Below are 15,963 nucleotides of genomic sequence, written 5' to 3' on the forward strand. Positions count from 1 at the left end.
ACATAGTATAGATTTTCATAATTGCGGAAGCCGGAAGATTTTTTCTTCCGGCTTCTTTTTTATATCACTACCAATTCTCTGTCATGAAGTCGGAACTGCTCCATAGTAACGGATCTATAATATTAAATATTTTTAATGTTGGCTATTCTGAACAATATTTGATTTCAATCAACGAAAGCATTCTGGCAAAGCGTATCCTGCAGCTTTTCGGGATGTAAGGTATAGTAATGAATAAGACAAATTCAATTTGGGATGGCCCCAATGGTTACGGTGTCGTCAGCCGTATGTTTCATTGGTTGATGGCTGCGCTTTTTCTGTGGCAGTTCATATCTGCTATCCTGCGCGTATTTATCAAAGAAACGCCGCTTTATAACTTCTTTTGGTCAGCGCATTTCACGATTGGCTTTTCTCTGCTGGTGCTCGTTCTGCTGCGTGGAATTTGGGGGGTGCTAAATCTTTCCAGTCGTCCGCATAAGCCGGGTGTGATGGGTAAGCTTGCGGGCTTCGGTCATCTGGTGATTTATGCGCTTATGTTTGCAGTGCCTGCGCTTGCACTACTCCGGAGCTATGGCAATGGCCGTGGCTTTTCGGTCTTCGGCATCCAGCTATTCGAACAGACTGGAGTGCAGAACGCAGCATTAACCGCGCCGGGCAACGCGCTTCACGGTCTTCTTGGCTGGGTATTGCTGGCCGTTATTGTCGGACATGTGCTGATGGCGCTGGTCCATCATTTTGCGCTGCGTGATAATACTCTGCGCCATATGACGGGACATAGGGTGGTAAATTAAGCTTCGCTCATCGCTTTTCGCGAAAAAAATCCCGGAGAATTTTCTGGGCTTTCTCTTCGGAGAAGCCCGCATAAATTTCTGGAACGTGATGGCATGTGGGCTGTGTGTAAAAACGCGGTCCATATTCCACGCCGCCCCCTTTAGGGTCGGCGGCGCCATAATAAAGACGGCGTATGCGAGCAAACGAGATTGCAGCGGCACACATCGCGCAGGGTTCAAGCGTCACATAGAGATCGCAGTCGAGCAAGCGTTCGGAGTTAAGTGCTTCTCCTGCCTGACGAATTACAAGCACTTCCGCATGGGCGGTAACGTCGTTCAATTCCCGCGTACGGTTGCCAGCCCGGGCGATAATCGTGCCTTCATGCACGATGACCGCACCAATGGGCACCTCACCGCGGAGGGCTGCAGATTTTGCCTCTTCAAGCGCAATCTCCATCGGTGTCGCCACTTTTGGGCGTGAAATGTCTGCAACCTTTTTCAAGCCAACCTCATTTCGTGCGCTGGACAGGGAAATTTCGCTCGCAAGCCATTGAGCGATTTGTTACTGCATAAGTCACGAAATCAAAACCGATTTGTAAACGGATTTATACAGCGTTCTTGACCGGACGGTTCTTTGCCAACCCCCAAGGTGCGAAAGACGACACGGCGGCGCTGCTGAAAGGCCAATACCAGATGAGTAATGAAGACGATAACAAGGGCGGTCGACGCCCCCCGCATGGACGTGGTGAAGGCCGAGGCGATCGCTCCGGCAGCAGTCGCCCAAGCAGCAGTCGCGGTGAACGCGGCGAGCGAGGTTCGGGCCCACGTGAAGATAGGCCGCGCGACGACAGGCCTCGCCGTGACGACGATCGCGGAGGTCCGCGCAAGTTCGGATCGCGCGACACGCAAGAGGGTGAAGATACCAGCGAGCGCATCGCTAAGCGTTTGGCACGTGCAGGCATTGCATCGCGCCGCGAAGCAGAGACCATGATTGCGGCGGGCCGCATCTCTGTAAACGGTAAGGTGCTTGAAAGCCCCGCGGTGAACGTGAAGCGCACAGACGTCATCACGGTTGATGGCAAGCAGTTGAAGCAGGCGGAACGCACACGTCTCTGGCTCTACAACAAGCCTGCGGGTCTTGTGACCACCAATCGTGATCCGGAAGGCCGTCCGACTGTTTTTGAGGCGCTTCCTCCGGAAATGCCGCGCGTACTTTCAGTTGGTCGTCTCGACATCAATACCGAAGGTCTGCTTCTGCTCACCAATGATGGTGGTCTGTCGCGCGTTCTGGAACTGCCTTCCACCGGCTGGCTGCGCCGCTATCGCGTTCGCGCCCACGGCAAGGTCACGCAGGTACAGCTTGATGCACTGAAGGACGGTATTGCTGTCGATGGCGTTTTTTACGGCAGCATCGAAGCAACGCTTGAGCGCGAGCAGGGTGCCAATGTCTGGATTTCTATCGGTCTGCGCGAAGGTAAGAACCGCGAAGTCAAGAACATCCTTGGCGCACTTGGTTTGACGGTCGGTCGTCTGATCCGCGTTTCGTTCGGTCCTTTCCAGCTTGGCGATCTTGAAGAGGGTGCGGTTCGTGAAATTCGGGGACGCATTCTGCGTGATCAGCTTGGTGAAAAGCTCGTTGAAGAATCGGGCGCGGATTTCGATGCGCCAGTTCTGAACGAATTCTCCAACACCGTTGTGCAGGGCCGCACGCGTCGTGAGATGGAGCAGCAGGAGCCAGAAGGCGAATATCGTCGTCAGCCGCGTGAACGCGAATGGATCTCCAGTCAGCCAGAGCGTCGCAAGCGTGAAGAAAAGAAAGAAGACAAGGTTGAGCCGCGTCGCCGTGGCAATAGCAATGTCTGGATGGCACCAGGTGCCCGTCCGCAGGGTGAAAAAGCTGCGGCAGAAAAAGCCGCGCGTGCTACGGCTCGTGGTGAACGCGCCAGCCGCTCGGGAGGTGATTTCAAATCGCGTCCACGCCGTTTCGAGGATGGCGATCAGCGTCGTGAAGCGGGCCGTGATGACCGTCCCCGCCGCTCAGAAGGGCGTTTTGATAAACAGGGCTCCCATTCCGGAAATCGTCCTGAGGGACGCTCGGATAGCCGTTCAGGACCTCGCGCTCCTCGTGCGGAAGGTGATTTCCAGTCGCGTCCACGTCGTTTTGGAGATGGTGATCAGCGTCGTGAAGAAGGTCGTGATGATCGCCCGCGCCGTTTTGAAGGCCGTTCGGAAGGCAGACCAGAAGGCCGTTACGAGCCTCGTGCACCACGTCCGGAAGGCCGTGATGATCGCAAGCAAGAGCGTCGTCCGGGCAAGCGCGAGCGCGCTGAACTGAAGAACGAAGGCGGCGAAAGATCATCGGGCGGATATGAAGGCCGTAGCTTCGGTAAGCCTTCGGGTCCACGCAGCGAAGGTCGTTTCGGTGGCGGTAATGCCGATCGTGGCCCACGCAGCAGCGGTCCGCGCTCTGGTGGCGGCGAAGGTCGTGGCCCGTCGAAGGGGCCAGGCGGCTTTGGCAAGGGGCCGGATCGTGGCGGTTCGGGTGGCAAGCCAGGCAACGGAAGATCTGGTGATGGAAAGCCACGCGGTGGCAAGCCAGGGGGCGGCGGTGCGGATCGTCGGCGGTAAATTCCGCGGGCGCGCGCTCGTCACACCGACCACAAATTCTATTCGTCCGACCACAGATCGGACGCGGGAAAGCCTATTCAATATTCTCGCACACAGCTTCCCGGACAAGGTTGAAAGCGGGCGTGTTCTGGACCTTTTTGCAGGTACAGGCGCGCTCGGCCTTGAAGCGCTTTCTCGCGGCGCCCGCTATGCCGTTTTTGTCGAAGAGTCGGCGGAAGGGCGCGGCATTCTTCGTCAGAACATCGAAGCTTTTGGTCTGCAGGGCCAGACCAAGGTTTTACGCCGCGATGCCTGTAAGCTTGGTGAAGCAGGCACGATGGAACCGTTCGATCTGATTTTTGCTGATCCGCCCTACGGCCGCCGCATGGGCGAAAAGGCACTTTTATCAGCACTTGAAGGCCGTTGGCTTAATCCTGACGCACTTCTCGTGCTTGAAGAAGATGCGGAAGCATCGCTTGAACTGGATGAACGATTCGTCGTTCATGAAGAGCGGAATTATGGTGGCACCATCATCCGGCTGATACAGTTGAAAGCGGACTAGAGATTTATCCGAAACCGGAGCGCCGGTTTCGGAAGCACAGTGAATTTTGAATATAGAGCATGTCTCCCAAAAATGGGAACCGATTTTGGGATAAAGACATGAGCGAAACAAATAAATAGAGCATTTCTACCTATTCATCTTAGATAGGAAATGCTCTGGATCTTGCCGCTCGCCAGACATTTCAAAGTTGTCAGGGCGGAATGAAACTGATTGGAGATGTCGTTTGGTGCATAACCCCTCACTCCGGCACTTTTTGTTGTCCACCGCCCTTGGTTTGGCGTTGGCTCTGCCGCTTGCAACGGGCTCGGTTCAGGCGCAGACGCCCGCACCGGCAGCTGCAACTGAGGCTACCCAGTCTCAGGCACAAACAAATCTGCCAGAAATCACGAAATCCGAAGATATCAGCAGCTTTACCCTCGAAAACGGGTTGAAGGTCGTGATTATTCCTGATCATCGCGCCCCGGTGGTCACGCAGATGATCTGGTATCATGTGGGGTCGGCTGATGAGGCACCGGGCAAATCCGGTATTGCGCATTTTCTTGAACACCTGATGTTCAAGGGCACCAAAACCTATCCGGCTGGCGAGTTTTCCGCGAAGATCGCAGCCATTGGCGGTCAGGAAAACGCGTTCACCTCTTATGACTACACCGCCTATTTTCAGCGTGTCGCGCCTGATGCACTTGAAATGGTGATGGGCTATGAATCGGACCGCATGGCCAATCTGGTGCTCGACGAAGAGGCGGTAACGACTGAGCGCGAGGTTATTCTTGAAGAGCGTCGTATGCGCGTGGATTCAAATCCTGCAGCGATGCTGATGGAAAACACCGACGCTGTGCTTTTTTACAATCATCCTTATCGTGTGCCTGTGATTGGCTGGCGACAGGAAATGGAGAAACTCAGCCTCAAGGATGCGGTTGATTTCTACCAGCAATATTACACCCCGAATAATGCAACGCTGGTGATTGCCGGTGACGTGACACCTGAACGCGTGCGCGATCTTGTCATGAAGACCTGGGCCACAATCCCCAAGCGCGCCGAGGTTCTGCCGCGCGAGCGTCCGCAGGAGCCGGTCAAGCACGCAGCGCGCGTTGTGACGCTGCATGATGATCGTGTGAGCACGCCATCGTTCCGTGTGTCGTGGCTGGTGCCGTCTTATTCCAACGAGAAGCGCTTTCCGAATGTGAAGGCAGGCGATGCGCCTGCGCTCGATCTTTTGAGCGAAATTCTCGGCGGCTCGCTCCGCTCGCGTCTTTATCAGGAGCTGATCGTCAAGCAGGGCATCGCATCCAATACGGGTGCAAGTTATGATGGCGATCCCCTCGATGACGGTACATTCTCGGTTTATGGTTCACCACAAAACGGCAAGACGCTGGCCGATGTTGAAAAGGCTGTTGATGCCGAAGTTGCACGTATCATCAAGGACGGTGTGACACAGATCGAACTTGATCAGGCACGCAATCGCTTCCTGAAAGCTGTCACATTTGCGCGCGACAGTCAGTCCGGTATGGCCCGTATTTACGGCTCCACGCTCTCCATTGGCCAGAGCATTGAAGATATTCAGAAATGGCCGGATGTTATCAAGGGTGTCACTGTCGAGCAGATAAAAGATGCTGCGAGCCGCTATCTGGTGAAAAATCAGTCGGTGACGAGCTACTTGCTGCCGCCGGATACCGATCCTGAAAATGCACGTGAAAATCCCAATGCTGCCGCTGGCAATGCAGGTGAGAATGGCGCGGGAGGAGCAATCCAGTGAGCAAAGCTATTGCGTTGAATGTTAATCGTGCAAAGACGGCAATGATAGCACTGGCAACATCCATGATGTTGCTGGTGGTTCTGAACCTTCCGGCATACGCAATCGAGATTCAGGAAGTCGTTTCGCCAAAGGGTATCAAAGCCTGGCTGGTTGAAGACAGTTCCGTACCGCTTATCTCCATGCGGTTTTCGTTCAAGGGTGGCACGTCGCAAGATCCGAGTGGCAAGGAAGGTCTTGCCAATCTGATGACGGGTCTTTTCGATGAAGGTGCTGGCGATCTTGATTCCGACAGTTTTCAGGAACGCATCGATAATCTTGGCGCAGAAATGAGCTTCTCGGCTTCTCCTGATTCGGTTTCCGGCAATATCCGTATGCTTGCCGAGAACCGTGATGCAGTGAACGGCCTATTGGCGCTTGCCGTTAACAAGCCACGCTTTGATCAGGATGCGATTGATCGTATTCGTCAGCAGGTGGTTGCAAGCCTCGAAGCTTCGCAGCGCAATCCTTCGACCATTGCCTCGCGAAAATTCTCAGAAGTTCTCTATGGCAGCCATCCTTATGGCCGTCCGGATGAGGGTACGATCAAGTCGCTGCAATCAATCAGCCGCGAAGATCTTGTCAATTTCCATCGCAAGAACTTTGCTCGTGATCGCCTGACGATTGGCGTTGTTGGTGCGATCAACGCCAAGGATCTTGGCGAAATGCTCGACAAGGTATTCGGCGATCTGCCTGCAAATGCTGAGCTGGTGCCAGTGCCCGATGCGAAACTCGCGCTCGGCACGACAACGAGCCTTAGTTTTGATATGCCGCAGACATCGATCAGTTTTGTCTATCCGGCAGTTCCACGTAAAGATCCGGAGTTCTTCGCTTCCTATCTGATGAACCATATTCTGGGTGGCGGGTTTACGTCGCGCCTTTATGCGGAAGTGCGTGAAAAGCGCGGTCTGGCCTATTCCGTGTCATCGTCGATGGCGCTACGTGATCACGTATCGGCGCTGACGATTTCGACTGCAACACGACCTGAAAAGGCGCAGGAATCGCTCAAGATCATTCGTGAGCAAGTCGCTGCGATGGCAAATGATGGTCCGACAGAAGCCGAGCTTGCTGCAGCCAAGAGCTATCTCAAAGGCTCTTATGCCGTAAACAATCTCGATTCTTCGGTATCGATTGCCGACACACTTGTTGGCCTTCAGGAAGCCGGACTTGATCGTGATTACATCGACAGGCGTGCTGAACTGATTGATGCGGTGACGCTCGATCAGGTGAAAGCTATTGCCAAAAAGCTTTTGGAAGCTGAACCTGCAATTCTGATTTTTGGCCCAGCCCAGTCGTAAGCCTATATGCCGTGAGGAAAGTTTCATGGATATAACCGTACCGACATCACCACGTATCGCCGTCGCCTTTGGCGGCGGCGGTGCTCGCGGTATAGCTCATATCCACATTGTCGAAGTGTTGGACGAACTGGGTATAAAGCCAGTAGCAATTGCCGGTTCATCCATTGGCTCGATTGTCGGTGCTGGAATGGCGAACGGCATGAGCGGCAAGGAAATTCACGAATATATGGCGGCGATTTTTAATCGTCGTGCGGAAGTTGCCCGCCGTATGTGGCAGGCGCGTCCTGAACGTTGGGTGGAGCTGCTGAAAGGCGGTTTCCGTGTCAGCCAGTTCAACATCGAAAAGATATTGGACGTCTTTTTACCGGCGGCACTGCCCGAAAATGTGGAAGAGCTGAAAATCCCGATGAGCATTACCGCTTCGGATTTTCATGCAGCCACTGAGCTTAATATCGAACAAGGCGATCTACGCTCAGCCATTGCGGCTTCCTGCGCTATTCCGCCGGTTTTCAGACCGGTGCGTCGCAATGGACGTATTCTGGTGGATGGCGGATTGCTCAATCCGGTGCCATTCGATCTGCTCTTCGACAAAGCGGATATCGTGATCGGTATCGATGTTGTTGGTGCCCCTGTTGGGCCCGACGACTATATGCCAACCACCATTGAAGCTGTCATGGGTGCCAACCAGCTTACCATGTGTTCGATCATCGAGAACAAGTTCCGCAATCGCCCGCCGCATATTTTCCTTCGCCCCAATGTCGAGAGAATCGGCCTGCTCGATTTTCTGAAGTTCGAGCAGATTCTGTCGCAGAGTGCAGACATTCGCGAAGAGTTGAAACTTGCCCTCGATACAGTTCTAAGTGGCAAGCCCGCCGCTGCCGCTTCCTGATCCTATTCAGCGGCAACTGCGGCCGAGGCCGTACCTTCGTCGAGATTGGCAACCGCATCGATGCCGTCGCCTGCTTTGTCAATGCGCTGACCTTCGCGTTGTGGTTTAACCAGAGGCTCAGGCGTGACGGGCTTGTTGAAGAGCAGATGCCGTCCTGCCATGATTCCTTCCGACGCTTGTACGTGCAAACGATCTTCATCGCGCTGACGCACATCTTCGCAGATGGCATAGGCGTTGGCTTCCGAAAGCCCCAGACCTTCGAGCGTGCGCTGACCGAACAAGAGACCGGATTCGAAAGTTTCACGCAGTTCATATTCAACGCCTTGAGCGCGAAGTTGCAGCGTATGTTCACGGTCATAAGAACGCACAAAAAGACGTACGTCGGGAAATTCCGACTGGATCAGATTAACGATCCGGTTGGTGATTTCCTTCTTATGCGTGCACACGGCGACAATCTTGGCTTTGCGGATGCCCGCAGCTTCGAGCACGTCTTTGCGCGTGCCGTCGCCGAAATAGATGCGGAAACCGAATTTTCCGGCTGCACGCACGCGGTTCGGTGAGTTGTCGATCACCGTCACATCGATGCCACCGGCAAGCAGGATCTGAGCGGAAATTTGTCCGTAACGCGAAAAGCCGATCATCAGAACATCTGCGCCAGCGCCTTCGAAGTTTTCTTCGATGACGTCTTCGGTCTTGTCTTTGATCAGCAGCTTTGAGCCAATGGCTACAGAAAGCGGTGTCAGTGCCATCGAAACTGTGACGGCGGCGACAAGCTCTGAGCTTAACGCGCTTGAAATGACAGCAGCGGCAGCAGCTGCGGAAAACAGCACAAACGCAAACTCGCCGCCCTGTGGAAGCAGAAATGCAACGCGGATTGAATCATTATGGTTCGAGCGGAAGATGCGGCACAGCACATAGATAATCGCCGCCTTGACGATCATGAAGATCGGCACCGCCATCAGAATGGTCTGCCAGTATTGCAGGATCACAGTCAGATTGAGCGAAAGCCCGACAGCCACGAAAAACAGGCCGAGGAAAATTCCGCGGAAAGGTTCGATATCTGCTTCAAGCTCATGTCTGTAAGACGATTCGGCCAGCAGCACGCCTGCAATGAATGCACCCATTGCCATGGATAGCCCTGCTGCCTGTAAAAGACTGGCTGAACCCAGCACCACAAAAAGGGCAGCGGCGATCATCACTTCACGTGCGCCGGTATTGGCAATGATACGGAACATCGGATTGATGAGATAGCGTCCGGCAATCACCAGTGCGATAATCGCGGCAATGGCTGTCGCCAGATGAAAGCCCGCACTGGCCTGTGAAGGTTCATTGGGAGACAGTGCCGGAATGATTGCCAGAATAGGAACAATGGCGAGGTCCTGAAACAGCAGGATAGCGAAGGCACGCTGCCCGTGCTTCTGGTTAGTCTCCGCGCGATCTTCCAACACCTGCATGGCAAATGCCGTTGAGGACAGCGCCAGGCCGAAGCCGATGATGATTGCCGCATTCGTCTCCAGCCCGGCAAGATAGACGCCCAGGGCTGCCAATGCCGAGCCTGTAAGCAAGACTTGAGCAGCACCCAGGCCGAAAATTGCATGGCGCAACGACCAGAGCCGCGATGGCTTCAGTTCAAGTCCGATTATAAACAATAGGAAGACGACGCCGAGCTCCGAAAAATGCAGCAGTTCCTCGCCTTCCGAGATAAGGCGTGCAACGGGACCGATCGCAATTCCGGCGGCGAGATAGCCCAGAACGGTGCCAAGGCCAAGGCGTTTGAATAAGGGCGCAGCGATGATCGCACCACCCAGAATCATCAGCGCCTGTAAGTAAAGACTTCCGCCAGTTGCGACCATGTTGTGCTCTTGAAATGTGAAGAATGTGGCAGGCTTGCCTTGAAGCCCCCGGATTTCGGCAATATAGAAACAAGATATGGCTCTAATCAGCCCGATGTCGAATAATTTGACGATATTTTTTCGCAAATTCCCATTACGGTTGGTTATATCTCGTGGTTGCCAGTCTGGTGCCGTTTTGCCCCTATAGTCTTGGATTATGTAATGATTTCAGATAATTCGTCGGAGAAACTGGTTGATCGCGCAGCGCAGCTGGTGGCTGCTGCAAAGCGTGCGGGGGCCGATCATGCTGACGCGGTTGTGATCCGCGCGCGCTCGGTCAGCGTCTCTGTTCGGCTTGGCAAGGTTGAGGGAACCGAATCGTCCGAGAGTGATGATTTTTCTCTTCGGGTGTTCGTTGGGCGACGTATCGCCAGTGTTTCTGCCAATGCTGGAAGCGATCCCAACAAATTAGCTGAGCGTGCGGTTGCCATGGCGCGGGTTGCTCCGGAAGATCCGTATGAGCAACTGGCCGATCCGGCTTTGCTGGTGAAAGCGCCCCGCGATCTCGATCTCTTCGATGCGATTGAAATCGATACGGCGCGTCTTACCGAAGACGCACTGGCCACGGAAGCTGCGGCACGTGCTGTGCAAGGTGTGAGCAACTCCGGCGGTGCAGGTGCTTCACGCAGCATGGGTGGTCTGGTGCTGGTCACATCATCGGGCTTTTCGGGTGAGTATGCTGCAACGCGTTTCGGTCGTTCGGTGTCTGCAATTGCAGGCGAGGGGACCAAGATGGAGCGCGATTATGATTTCAGCTCACGCCTTCATTTTGCGGATCTCGACACACCTGAAAATATCGGCAGACGCGCCGGTGAGCGTGCCGTGCGTCGTCTGGGTGCACGCCAAGCCAAGACGGGTCCGGTTACGGTCGTTTTTGATCCACGTCTGGCGCGGGGTATTGCGGGCCATCTCGCAAGCGCAATCAATGGCGCCTCTGTTGCACGCAAGACCAGTTTTCTGCGCGACAGCCTTGGCAAACAGATTTTGAAGGCCGGGATCAATGTTACCGATGATCCATTGCGCATTCGTGGATCATCGTCGCGTCCATTTGATGGCGAGGGCATCGAAGGCCAGCCTCTGACGATGGTTGAAGATGGCGTGTTGCAGCAATGGCTTCTGTCAGGTTCGAGTGCACGGGAACTGGGGTTGATTGGCAATGGACGTGGTGTGCGTTCAGGTTCAGGTGTCTCACCAGCTTCAACTAACTTTGCTATTGAACCGGGGGTGGAAACACCGGAATCACTGATCCGTTCCGTCGGTACTGGTTTTTACGTGACGGAAGTATTCGGGCAGGGTGTTGATATGATCACGGGTCAATATAGCCGTGGTGCTTCCGGGTTCTGGATTGAAAACGGGGAGCTTGCTTATCCTGTAAGCGAGGTGACGATTGCTTCTAACCTCAGGGACATGTTCCTCAATATGACGCCTGCTTCCGATATTGACCGGAATTTTGGCATGACGGCTCCAACACTTGTGATTGAAGGCATGACCCTTGCCGGAAATTGAGAAACGCAAAGATATCCAGAACGAGCTTGAACTTCTGCGCAATGCAGCACGTGAGGCTGGCCGTATCGCTATGCGCTATTTCGGCCAATCGCCGGAAGTCTGGTTGAAGGATGGACAGTCGCCCGTCAGTGAAGCCGATTTCGCGGTCGATAACTATCTGAAGGAAGTGCTGCTTGATGCACGGCCTGATTATGGCTGGATTTCGGAAGAAACGACGGATGACAGAGCGGCAGCCCAGCGCCGTCGCGCGTTTGTTATCGATCCTATTGACGGTACACGCGGCTTTATTAATGGCCAGTCCCAGTGGTGCGTGAGCGTGGCTATTGTGGAAGACGGCAAACCGATTGCCGGTGTTTTGCAATGTCCTGTGGTCAACGAAGTTATTGAGGCTGGAAAAGGTTTTGGTGCATCGCAAAATGGCATGCCCATTCAAACCCGCTTGCCTCCACCGGGCGAAAAAATCTCGATGGCTTCGGCAAAGCGAATGGTTGATGTTTTGCCTGAAGGCTGGCGCGACCGTGTGACGGTGCACCCTTATGTGCCATCGCTCGCCTATCGTATTGCAATGGTGGCACGTGGTGATATTGCCGGCACCTTCATTCGGCCAAATTCGCATGATTGGGACTTGGCTGCAGCCGATCTCATCCTGAGTGAGTCGGGCGGAGCGCTCTTGACCCAGGACGCTCAGCCTCTCATTTATGGTGGACCTACACTGCAACATGGTGCGCTGGTTGCTTCCAGTGGAAACCTCCTGCAGGAAATGTTGAGTGTTGTCGCGGACTGGCCATTGAGTTAATCATGCTGCGAACCGGAATAAGTGCATCCCGAAACGTGTGAAGCGGTTTCAGGACTAAGATGTGCGTTAGATAAACATGTTGAGATGCGCGATTTGATTTTGTCAGGTCGAACGCGTTTTTGTTCAAGGGATATTGTCATGAGTGCCGAAGGCGACAAAAAGCAGCTTCTTCATCTGGTATTTGGCGGTGAGCTGAAAAAGCTCGGAACCATCCAGTTTCGCGATCTCGATAATCTAGATGTCGTTGGTATCTATCCCGATTATGAGACTGCCAAGACGGCTTGGAAGTCCAAGGCGCAACAGACAGTCGATAACGCGCATATGCGTTACTTCATTGTGCATCTGCATCGCTTGCTTGATCCGGAAGGCGTGGACCTGAAGGCGGAATAAGCGCTTTTGTCTGCTTCGCACAAAGATCAGATGGCAAAGGAAAAAGGCGTATCGAAAGCCGATGCGCGCAGCCGCTCGGATGGATTTGCCAAGCGTATGTGGCGCCGCATTCGCGGGCCACTTGCGCGTTCGGCTTTCTTACAATCCGTGCTGGTGCAGTTGATTTCCAGCTATCTGAAATTTGTGCATCTGACTAATCCACGTCTCAAGGGATCTGCTGATATCAAGACCCTTTTGCGCGAAAACAGTCCCTCAATCATAACGTTCTGGCACGGCCAGCACATTATGGCTGCGGTGGTGCGTCCGCATGATCTGGAAGTTGTGGCCATGTTTTCGCGCAGTGCCGATGCGGAACTCAATGCACGCATTGCCGAGAAGTTTGGTTTCATCACAGTGCGTGGCTCTGGTGGGCGTGGTGAAGGCAATTCTGCCAGAAAAGGCGGAGCGCGTGCGCTTTTAACGTTGAAGAATGCCCTGAAAAAGGGACAGTCGGCATCGATGATTGCTGATATTGCCCATGGCAAAGCGCGTGAAGCGGGCGAAGGAATTATTTTGCTGGCCAAATTATCGGGTCGACCAATTATGCCTTTTGCGTATGCTTTTTCGCGGAATCATGTTTTGCATAAGACATGGGACAAGACCACAATTCCGTTGCCATTCGGCCGCTCGATAATTGTCTGCGGAGAGCCGGTCTGGGTGGATGAAAATGCCGATGAGGCACAACTGGAAGAAAAGCGCATGGAATTGACGCGCCAACTCAATGATGCGACGACCAAGGCTTATGCGGCGTTGGAGGTAGGCAAATGAGTGAACGTTGGGCACGAAACATGTTGTCGGCCTATCGTATGCTCGGCTCTGCAGCCTATCCCTTCATTGGCGCTTACATTTCCTATCGTGCATCGCGTGGCAAGGAAGAACGCGTCCGGCGCGGTGAGCGCTACGGGAAAACCTCGATAGCGCGCCCACAAGGTCCTGTTATATGGGCTCATGCTGCAAGCGTTGGGGAATCGGTTGCCATTGCGCCGCTGATCGAAAGCATTGCAGCCACTGGTATCCACATCGTTATGACGACCGGAACAGTGACATCGGCGAAACTCGTTGCCGATCAGCTGGGCAATCAGGTTATCCATCAATATGCGCCGCTTGATCTGCAACCGGCAGTCAATAACTTCCTTGATCACTGGAAGCCGGATCTGGCGATAGGCTGTGAATCCGAGATTTGGCCAGCCACCGTGCTTTCGCTCGGCGCACGGCATATTCCGCATGTGCTGGTCAATGGGCGTCTGTCTGATCGCTCTTTTGCCTCATGGCAGAAGCGCCCTGAACTGGCGGAAGCGCTGTTTGAAAACTTCGCACATGTGATTGCGCAGTCCGAGCTGGATGGCGATCGATTTCGGGCTCTTGGGGCAAGGCCGGTCAGCGTTTCAGGTAATCTCAAGGTTGATACGGCCCCGGCACCAGCCGATCCGCAGGCGCTGGCAACCATGCAGCGCCAAATTGCCGGGCGTCGTACATGGGCTGCAATCTCTACCCACGATGGTGAAGAAGAGATAGCGGCAGAAGTGCATCAGATGCTGAAGGTACGTTATCCGCGTCTGGTCACAATCATCGTTCCGCGTCATCCAAACCGCGCTCCCGCCATTGAAGCCATGCTTGGCGAAAAGGGATTGAAGGTGGCTGCACGCAGCCGCGGAGACGTTATTGAAGCGGATACCGATATTCTGCTTGGTGATACGATTGGCGAGATGGGGCTTTATCTCCAGCTCACCGAGATCGCCTTCATTGGCAATTCGCTGACCAAGGAAGGCGGGCATAACCCGCTTGAACCGGCCATGATGGGCACAGCAGTTCTGACAGGTAAGAATGTCCAGAATTTCCGTGAATCCTTCCAGCGGCTTATCAAGAATGGCGGCGCGCGCGTGGTGAAGGATCGCAACATGCTCGCTGGCGCGATCAATTTTCTCTTCAATAATCCGCAGCATCTGCGCGCGATGATCACTGCCGGTGCAAATACGGTAAAGGATATGCGCGGCGCGCTGGATCGCACGTTGAATTCGCTGGAGCCGTTCATTCAACCGCTGGTCTTGCAGGCGCAGTTGCCAGGGAACCGCAGCGAAGCGACCTTTATCAACGGCGGTGTCTGAATGGCGAGCGAGGCACCACCCTTCTGGTGGGAAAAGCCTGACTGGCGCGCTTATGGGCTTGCACCTCTCTCATGGGTCTATGGTGCTGTTGCTGGCCGACGGCTTCTCAAAGCGGAGCCGCCCAAAATAGCGGCCCCCGTTCTATGTATCGGTAATTTTACCGTTGGCGGCGCAGGCAAAACCCCGACTGCTATTGCCTTTGCTAAGGCTGCCAAGGCACGCGGCTTACAGCCCGGTATTGTTTCACGTGGTTATGGCGGCAATTACAAAGGTTTGCATATTGTCGATCCGTCCATTGACAGCGCCCGTCATGTGGGCGACGAACCGCTGCTGCTTGCGCGTCACGCACCGGTCGCGCTTTGCCCGGATCGCCTGAAGTCTGCATGGGAACTACGCCAGCGCGGTTGCGACTTTATCATCATGGATGATGGTTTCCAGAGCGCACGGCTGCATGCCGATTTTTCACTGCTGGTGGTCGATTCGACACGTGGCGTAGGCAACGGTCGGGTGATTCCCGCAGGCCCCTTGCGCGCGCCATTGACTGACCAGATGCGCAAGACTGATGCTCTGCTGCGCATTGGCAAGGGCAGTGCTGCCGATTTCGTGGTGCGGCAGGCATCGCGTGCCGGACGCGCCATTTACGAGGCAAAACTGGTGCCTTCGTCTTCTTCAGCTGTTGCAGGCAATCGCTGGCTGGCATTTGCGGGAATTGGCAACCCTGCCAAGTTCTTTGCAAGTGTGCGGGAGGCTGGCGGTGAGATTGTGGAAAGTCAAACCTTCCCGGACCATTATAGCTATCAGCCTGATGATATTCGCAAACTTATTGAAACAGCGAACCGGCTTGGAACGGGTCTTATTACGACTGCCAAGGACCATGTTCGTCTTGTGACTATGAGTGACGTGCCGAGTGAGTTTATGCGCGAACTGGCCGTACTCGATGTTGATTTGCAATTTGAGCGCAAGGACGCGCTGGGCCATATTCTCGATATGGCGGTCGAGCGGTACAAAGTCCGCTCATTGTCAGCCTCTAAGCCTTCTTGCGGCTCCGCAATTCCGGATTGAGTGCAAGCTCGCGTTCGTATGAAATCAACCCCGACGCATAGGCTTCCTGGCGCGCAACACTCCAGTATTTCAGCTCGTCGAGCGGAATAGGTGCGCCTGTCACGGCACACAGGACAAAAGAGCCGTGCTTTACGATTTCAAAATCGCCGTCGAGATAACGCAGGACAGCTTCTGATGAGCGAGGTGATTCAAATTTGTTCATTGTGTAATTCCTTGATACCAGAATCTATCAAGCAGCGAATGCTTCGTCCAGAGCGTGTC

Annotated in this window: 15 protein-coding genes; 12 read left to right on the forward strand and 3 right to left on the reverse strand. The window is 54.3% G+C overall.

Annotated elements, in window-relative coordinates; all coding sequences use genetic code 11:
- Positions 1-227 precede the first annotated feature (227 nt).
- Entirely contained in the window at positions 228-788 is a 561-nt protein-coding gene (locus tag ACSME1_RS14975) for a cytochrome b (protein ID WP_105707892.1), read from the forward strand.
- Positions 789-795: 7 nt separating this feature from the next.
- On the opposite strand, the gene ACSME1_RS14980 is transcribed toward ACSME1_RS14975, so the two are convergent.
- Positions 796-1,224, reverse strand: a complete 429-nt coding sequence (locus ACSME1_RS14980) for a nucleoside deaminase (protein ID WP_374844449.1) — start codon at positions 1,222-1,224, stop codon at positions 796-798.
- A 236-nt stretch (positions 1,225-1,460) separates the two neighbouring features.
- On the opposite strand from ACSME1_RS14980, the gene ACSME1_RS14985 reads away from it, so the two are divergent.
- From ACSME1_RS14985 to ACSME1_RS15005, 5 genes are all read left to right on the forward strand, one after another.
- Positions 1,461-3,395: a pseudouridine synthase gene (locus ACSME1_RS14985; RefSeq protein WP_024897746.1), complete on the forward strand. Its 1,935-nt coding sequence runs from the start codon at positions 1,461-1,463 to the stop codon at positions 3,393-3,395.
- On the forward strand, positions 3,376-3,936 hold the full coding sequence (gene rsmD, locus ACSME1_RS14990) for a 16S rRNA (guanine(966)-N(2))-methyltransferase RsmD (protein WP_024897747.1): 561 nt from the start codon (positions 3,376-3,378) through the stop codon (positions 3,934-3,936). The genes ACSME1_RS14985 and rsmD overlap by 20 nt, the downstream gene beginning before the upstream one ends.
- A 226-nt stretch (positions 3,937-4,162) precedes the next feature.
- The gene (locus tag ACSME1_RS14995; protein ID WP_105707914.1) at positions 4,163-5,689 is read left to right on the forward strand and encodes a M16 family metallopeptidase; all 1,527 of its coding nucleotides are present in this window, start codon (positions 4,163-4,165) and stop codon (positions 5,687-5,689) included.
- 41 nt (positions 5,690-5,730) lie between these two features.
- On the forward strand, positions 5,731-7,023 hold the full coding sequence (locus tag ACSME1_RS15000; RefSeq protein ID WP_210348101.1) for a M16 family metallopeptidase: 1,293 nt from the start codon (positions 5,731-5,733) through the stop codon (positions 7,021-7,023).
- A 25-nt stretch (positions 7,024-7,048) separates the two neighbouring features.
- Positions 7,049-7,912, forward strand: coding sequence for a patatin-like phospholipase family protein (locus ACSME1_RS15005; RefSeq protein WP_024897750.1), 864 nt, complete (start codon positions 7,049-7,051; stop codon positions 7,910-7,912).
- Between the two features lie 2 nt (positions 7,913-7,914).
- Here ACSME1_RS15005 and ACSME1_RS15010 read toward each other — a convergent pair whose 3' ends face one another.
- Positions 7,915-9,765: a monovalent cation:proton antiporter-2 (CPA2) family protein gene (locus ACSME1_RS15010; RefSeq protein WP_105707888.1), complete on the reverse strand. Its 1,851-nt coding sequence runs from the start codon at positions 9,763-9,765 to the stop codon at positions 7,915-7,917.
- A 201-nt stretch (positions 9,766-9,966) separates the two neighbouring features.
- Here ACSME1_RS15010 and ACSME1_RS15015 point away from each other — a divergent pair, with 201 nt between their 5' ends.
- From ACSME1_RS15015 to lpxK, 6 genes are all read left to right on the forward strand, one after another.
- The gene (locus ACSME1_RS15015; protein WP_100557740.1) at positions 9,967-11,310 is read left to right on the forward strand and encodes a TldD/PmbA family protein; all 1,344 of its coding nucleotides are present in this window, start codon (positions 9,967-9,969) and stop codon (positions 11,308-11,310) included.
- Entirely contained in the window at positions 11,297-12,106 is an 810-nt protein-coding gene (locus ACSME1_RS15020; RefSeq protein WP_024897753.1) for a 3'(2'),5'-bisphosphate nucleotidase CysQ, read from the forward strand. Before ACSME1_RS15015 ends, ACSME1_RS15020 begins: the two co-directional genes overlap by 14 nt.
- A gap of 138 nt (positions 12,107-12,244) precedes the next feature.
- Entirely contained in the window at positions 12,245-12,496 is a 252-nt protein-coding gene (locus tag ACSME1_RS15025) for a DUF4170 domain-containing protein (protein ID WP_024897754.1), read from the forward strand.
- Between the two features lie 30 nt (positions 12,497-12,526).
- Positions 12,527-13,303 (forward strand): lysophospholipid acyltransferase family protein, encoded by a 777-nt coding sequence (locus tag ACSME1_RS15030; protein WP_105707913.1) that lies wholly within the window; start codon positions 12,527-12,529, stop codon positions 13,301-13,303.
- Positions 13,300-14,640, forward strand: a complete 1,341-nt coding sequence (waaA, locus tag ACSME1_RS15035; RefSeq protein ID WP_105707887.1) for a lipid IV(A) 3-deoxy-D-manno-octulosonic acid transferase — start codon at positions 13,300-13,302, stop codon at positions 14,638-14,640. The genes ACSME1_RS15030 and waaA overlap by 4 nt, the downstream gene beginning before the upstream one ends.
- On the forward strand, positions 14,641-15,702 hold the full coding sequence (gene lpxK, locus ACSME1_RS15040) for a tetraacyldisaccharide 4'-kinase (protein WP_105707886.1): 1,062 nt from the start codon (positions 14,641-14,643) through the stop codon (positions 15,700-15,702).
- Here the strand turns inward: lpxK and ACSME1_RS15045 are convergent.
- A complete protein-coding gene (locus ACSME1_RS15045) occupies positions 15,668-15,904 on the reverse strand; it encodes a DUF2093 domain-containing protein (RefSeq protein ID WP_024897758.1) in 237 nt (78 codons plus the stop codon). The two genes, lpxK and ACSME1_RS15045, sit on opposite strands and share 35 nt — an antisense overlap.
- Between the last annotated feature and the right edge of the window lie 59 nt (positions 15,905-15,963).

This window comes from Brucella pituitosa, assembly GCF_965577835.1.
Classification (GTDB): Bacteria; Pseudomonadota; Alphaproteobacteria; order Rhizobiales; family Rhizobiaceae; genus Brucella; species Brucella pituitosa.

Bases quoted from the DNA above. Each gene is read 5' to 3' on its own strand.
- ACSME1_RS14975 (WP_105707892.1), top strand. From the start codon at position 228: ATGAATAAGACAAATTCAATTTGGGATGGCCCCAATGGTTACGGTGTC.
- ACSME1_RS14980 (WP_374844449.1), bottom strand. From the start codon at position 1,224: ATGGAGATTGCGCTTGAAGAGGCAAAATCTGCAGCCCTCCGCGGTGAG.
- ACSME1_RS14985 (WP_024897746.1), top strand. From the start codon at position 1,461: ATGAGTAATGAAGACGATAACAAGGGCGGTCGACGCCCCCCGCATGGA.
- ACSME1_RS15000 (WP_210348101.1), top strand. From the start codon at position 5,731: ATGATAGCACTGGCAACATCCATGATGTTGCTGGTGGTTCTGAACCTT.
- ACSME1_RS15005 (WP_024897750.1), top strand. From the start codon at position 7,049: ATGGATATAACCGTACCGACATCACCACGTATCGCCGTCGCCTTTGGC.
- ACSME1_RS15010 (WP_105707888.1), bottom strand. From the start codon at position 9,765: ATGGTCGCAACTGGCGGAAGTCTTTACTTACAGGCGCTGATGATTCTG.
- ACSME1_RS15015 (WP_100557740.1), top strand. From the start codon at position 9,967: ATGATTTCAGATAATTCGTCGGAGAAACTGGTTGATCGCGCAGCGCAG.
- ACSME1_RS15025 (WP_024897754.1), top strand. From the start codon at position 12,245: ATGAGTGCCGAAGGCGACAAAAAGCAGCTTCTTCATCTGGTATTTGGC.
- ACSME1_RS15030 (WP_105707913.1), top strand. From the start codon at position 12,527: ATGGCAAAGGAAAAAGGCGTATCGAAAGCCGATGCGCGCAGCCGCTCG.
- waaA (WP_105707887.1), top strand. From the start codon at position 13,300: ATGAGTGAACGTTGGGCACGAAACATGTTGTCGGCCTATCGTATGCTC.
- lpxK (WP_105707886.1), top strand. From the start codon at position 14,641: ATGGCGAGCGAGGCACCACCCTTCTGGTGGGAAAAGCCTGACTGGCGC.
- ACSME1_RS15045 (WP_024897758.1), bottom strand. From the start codon at position 15,904: ATGAACAAATTTGAATCACCTCGCTCATCAGAAGCTGTCCTGCGTTAT.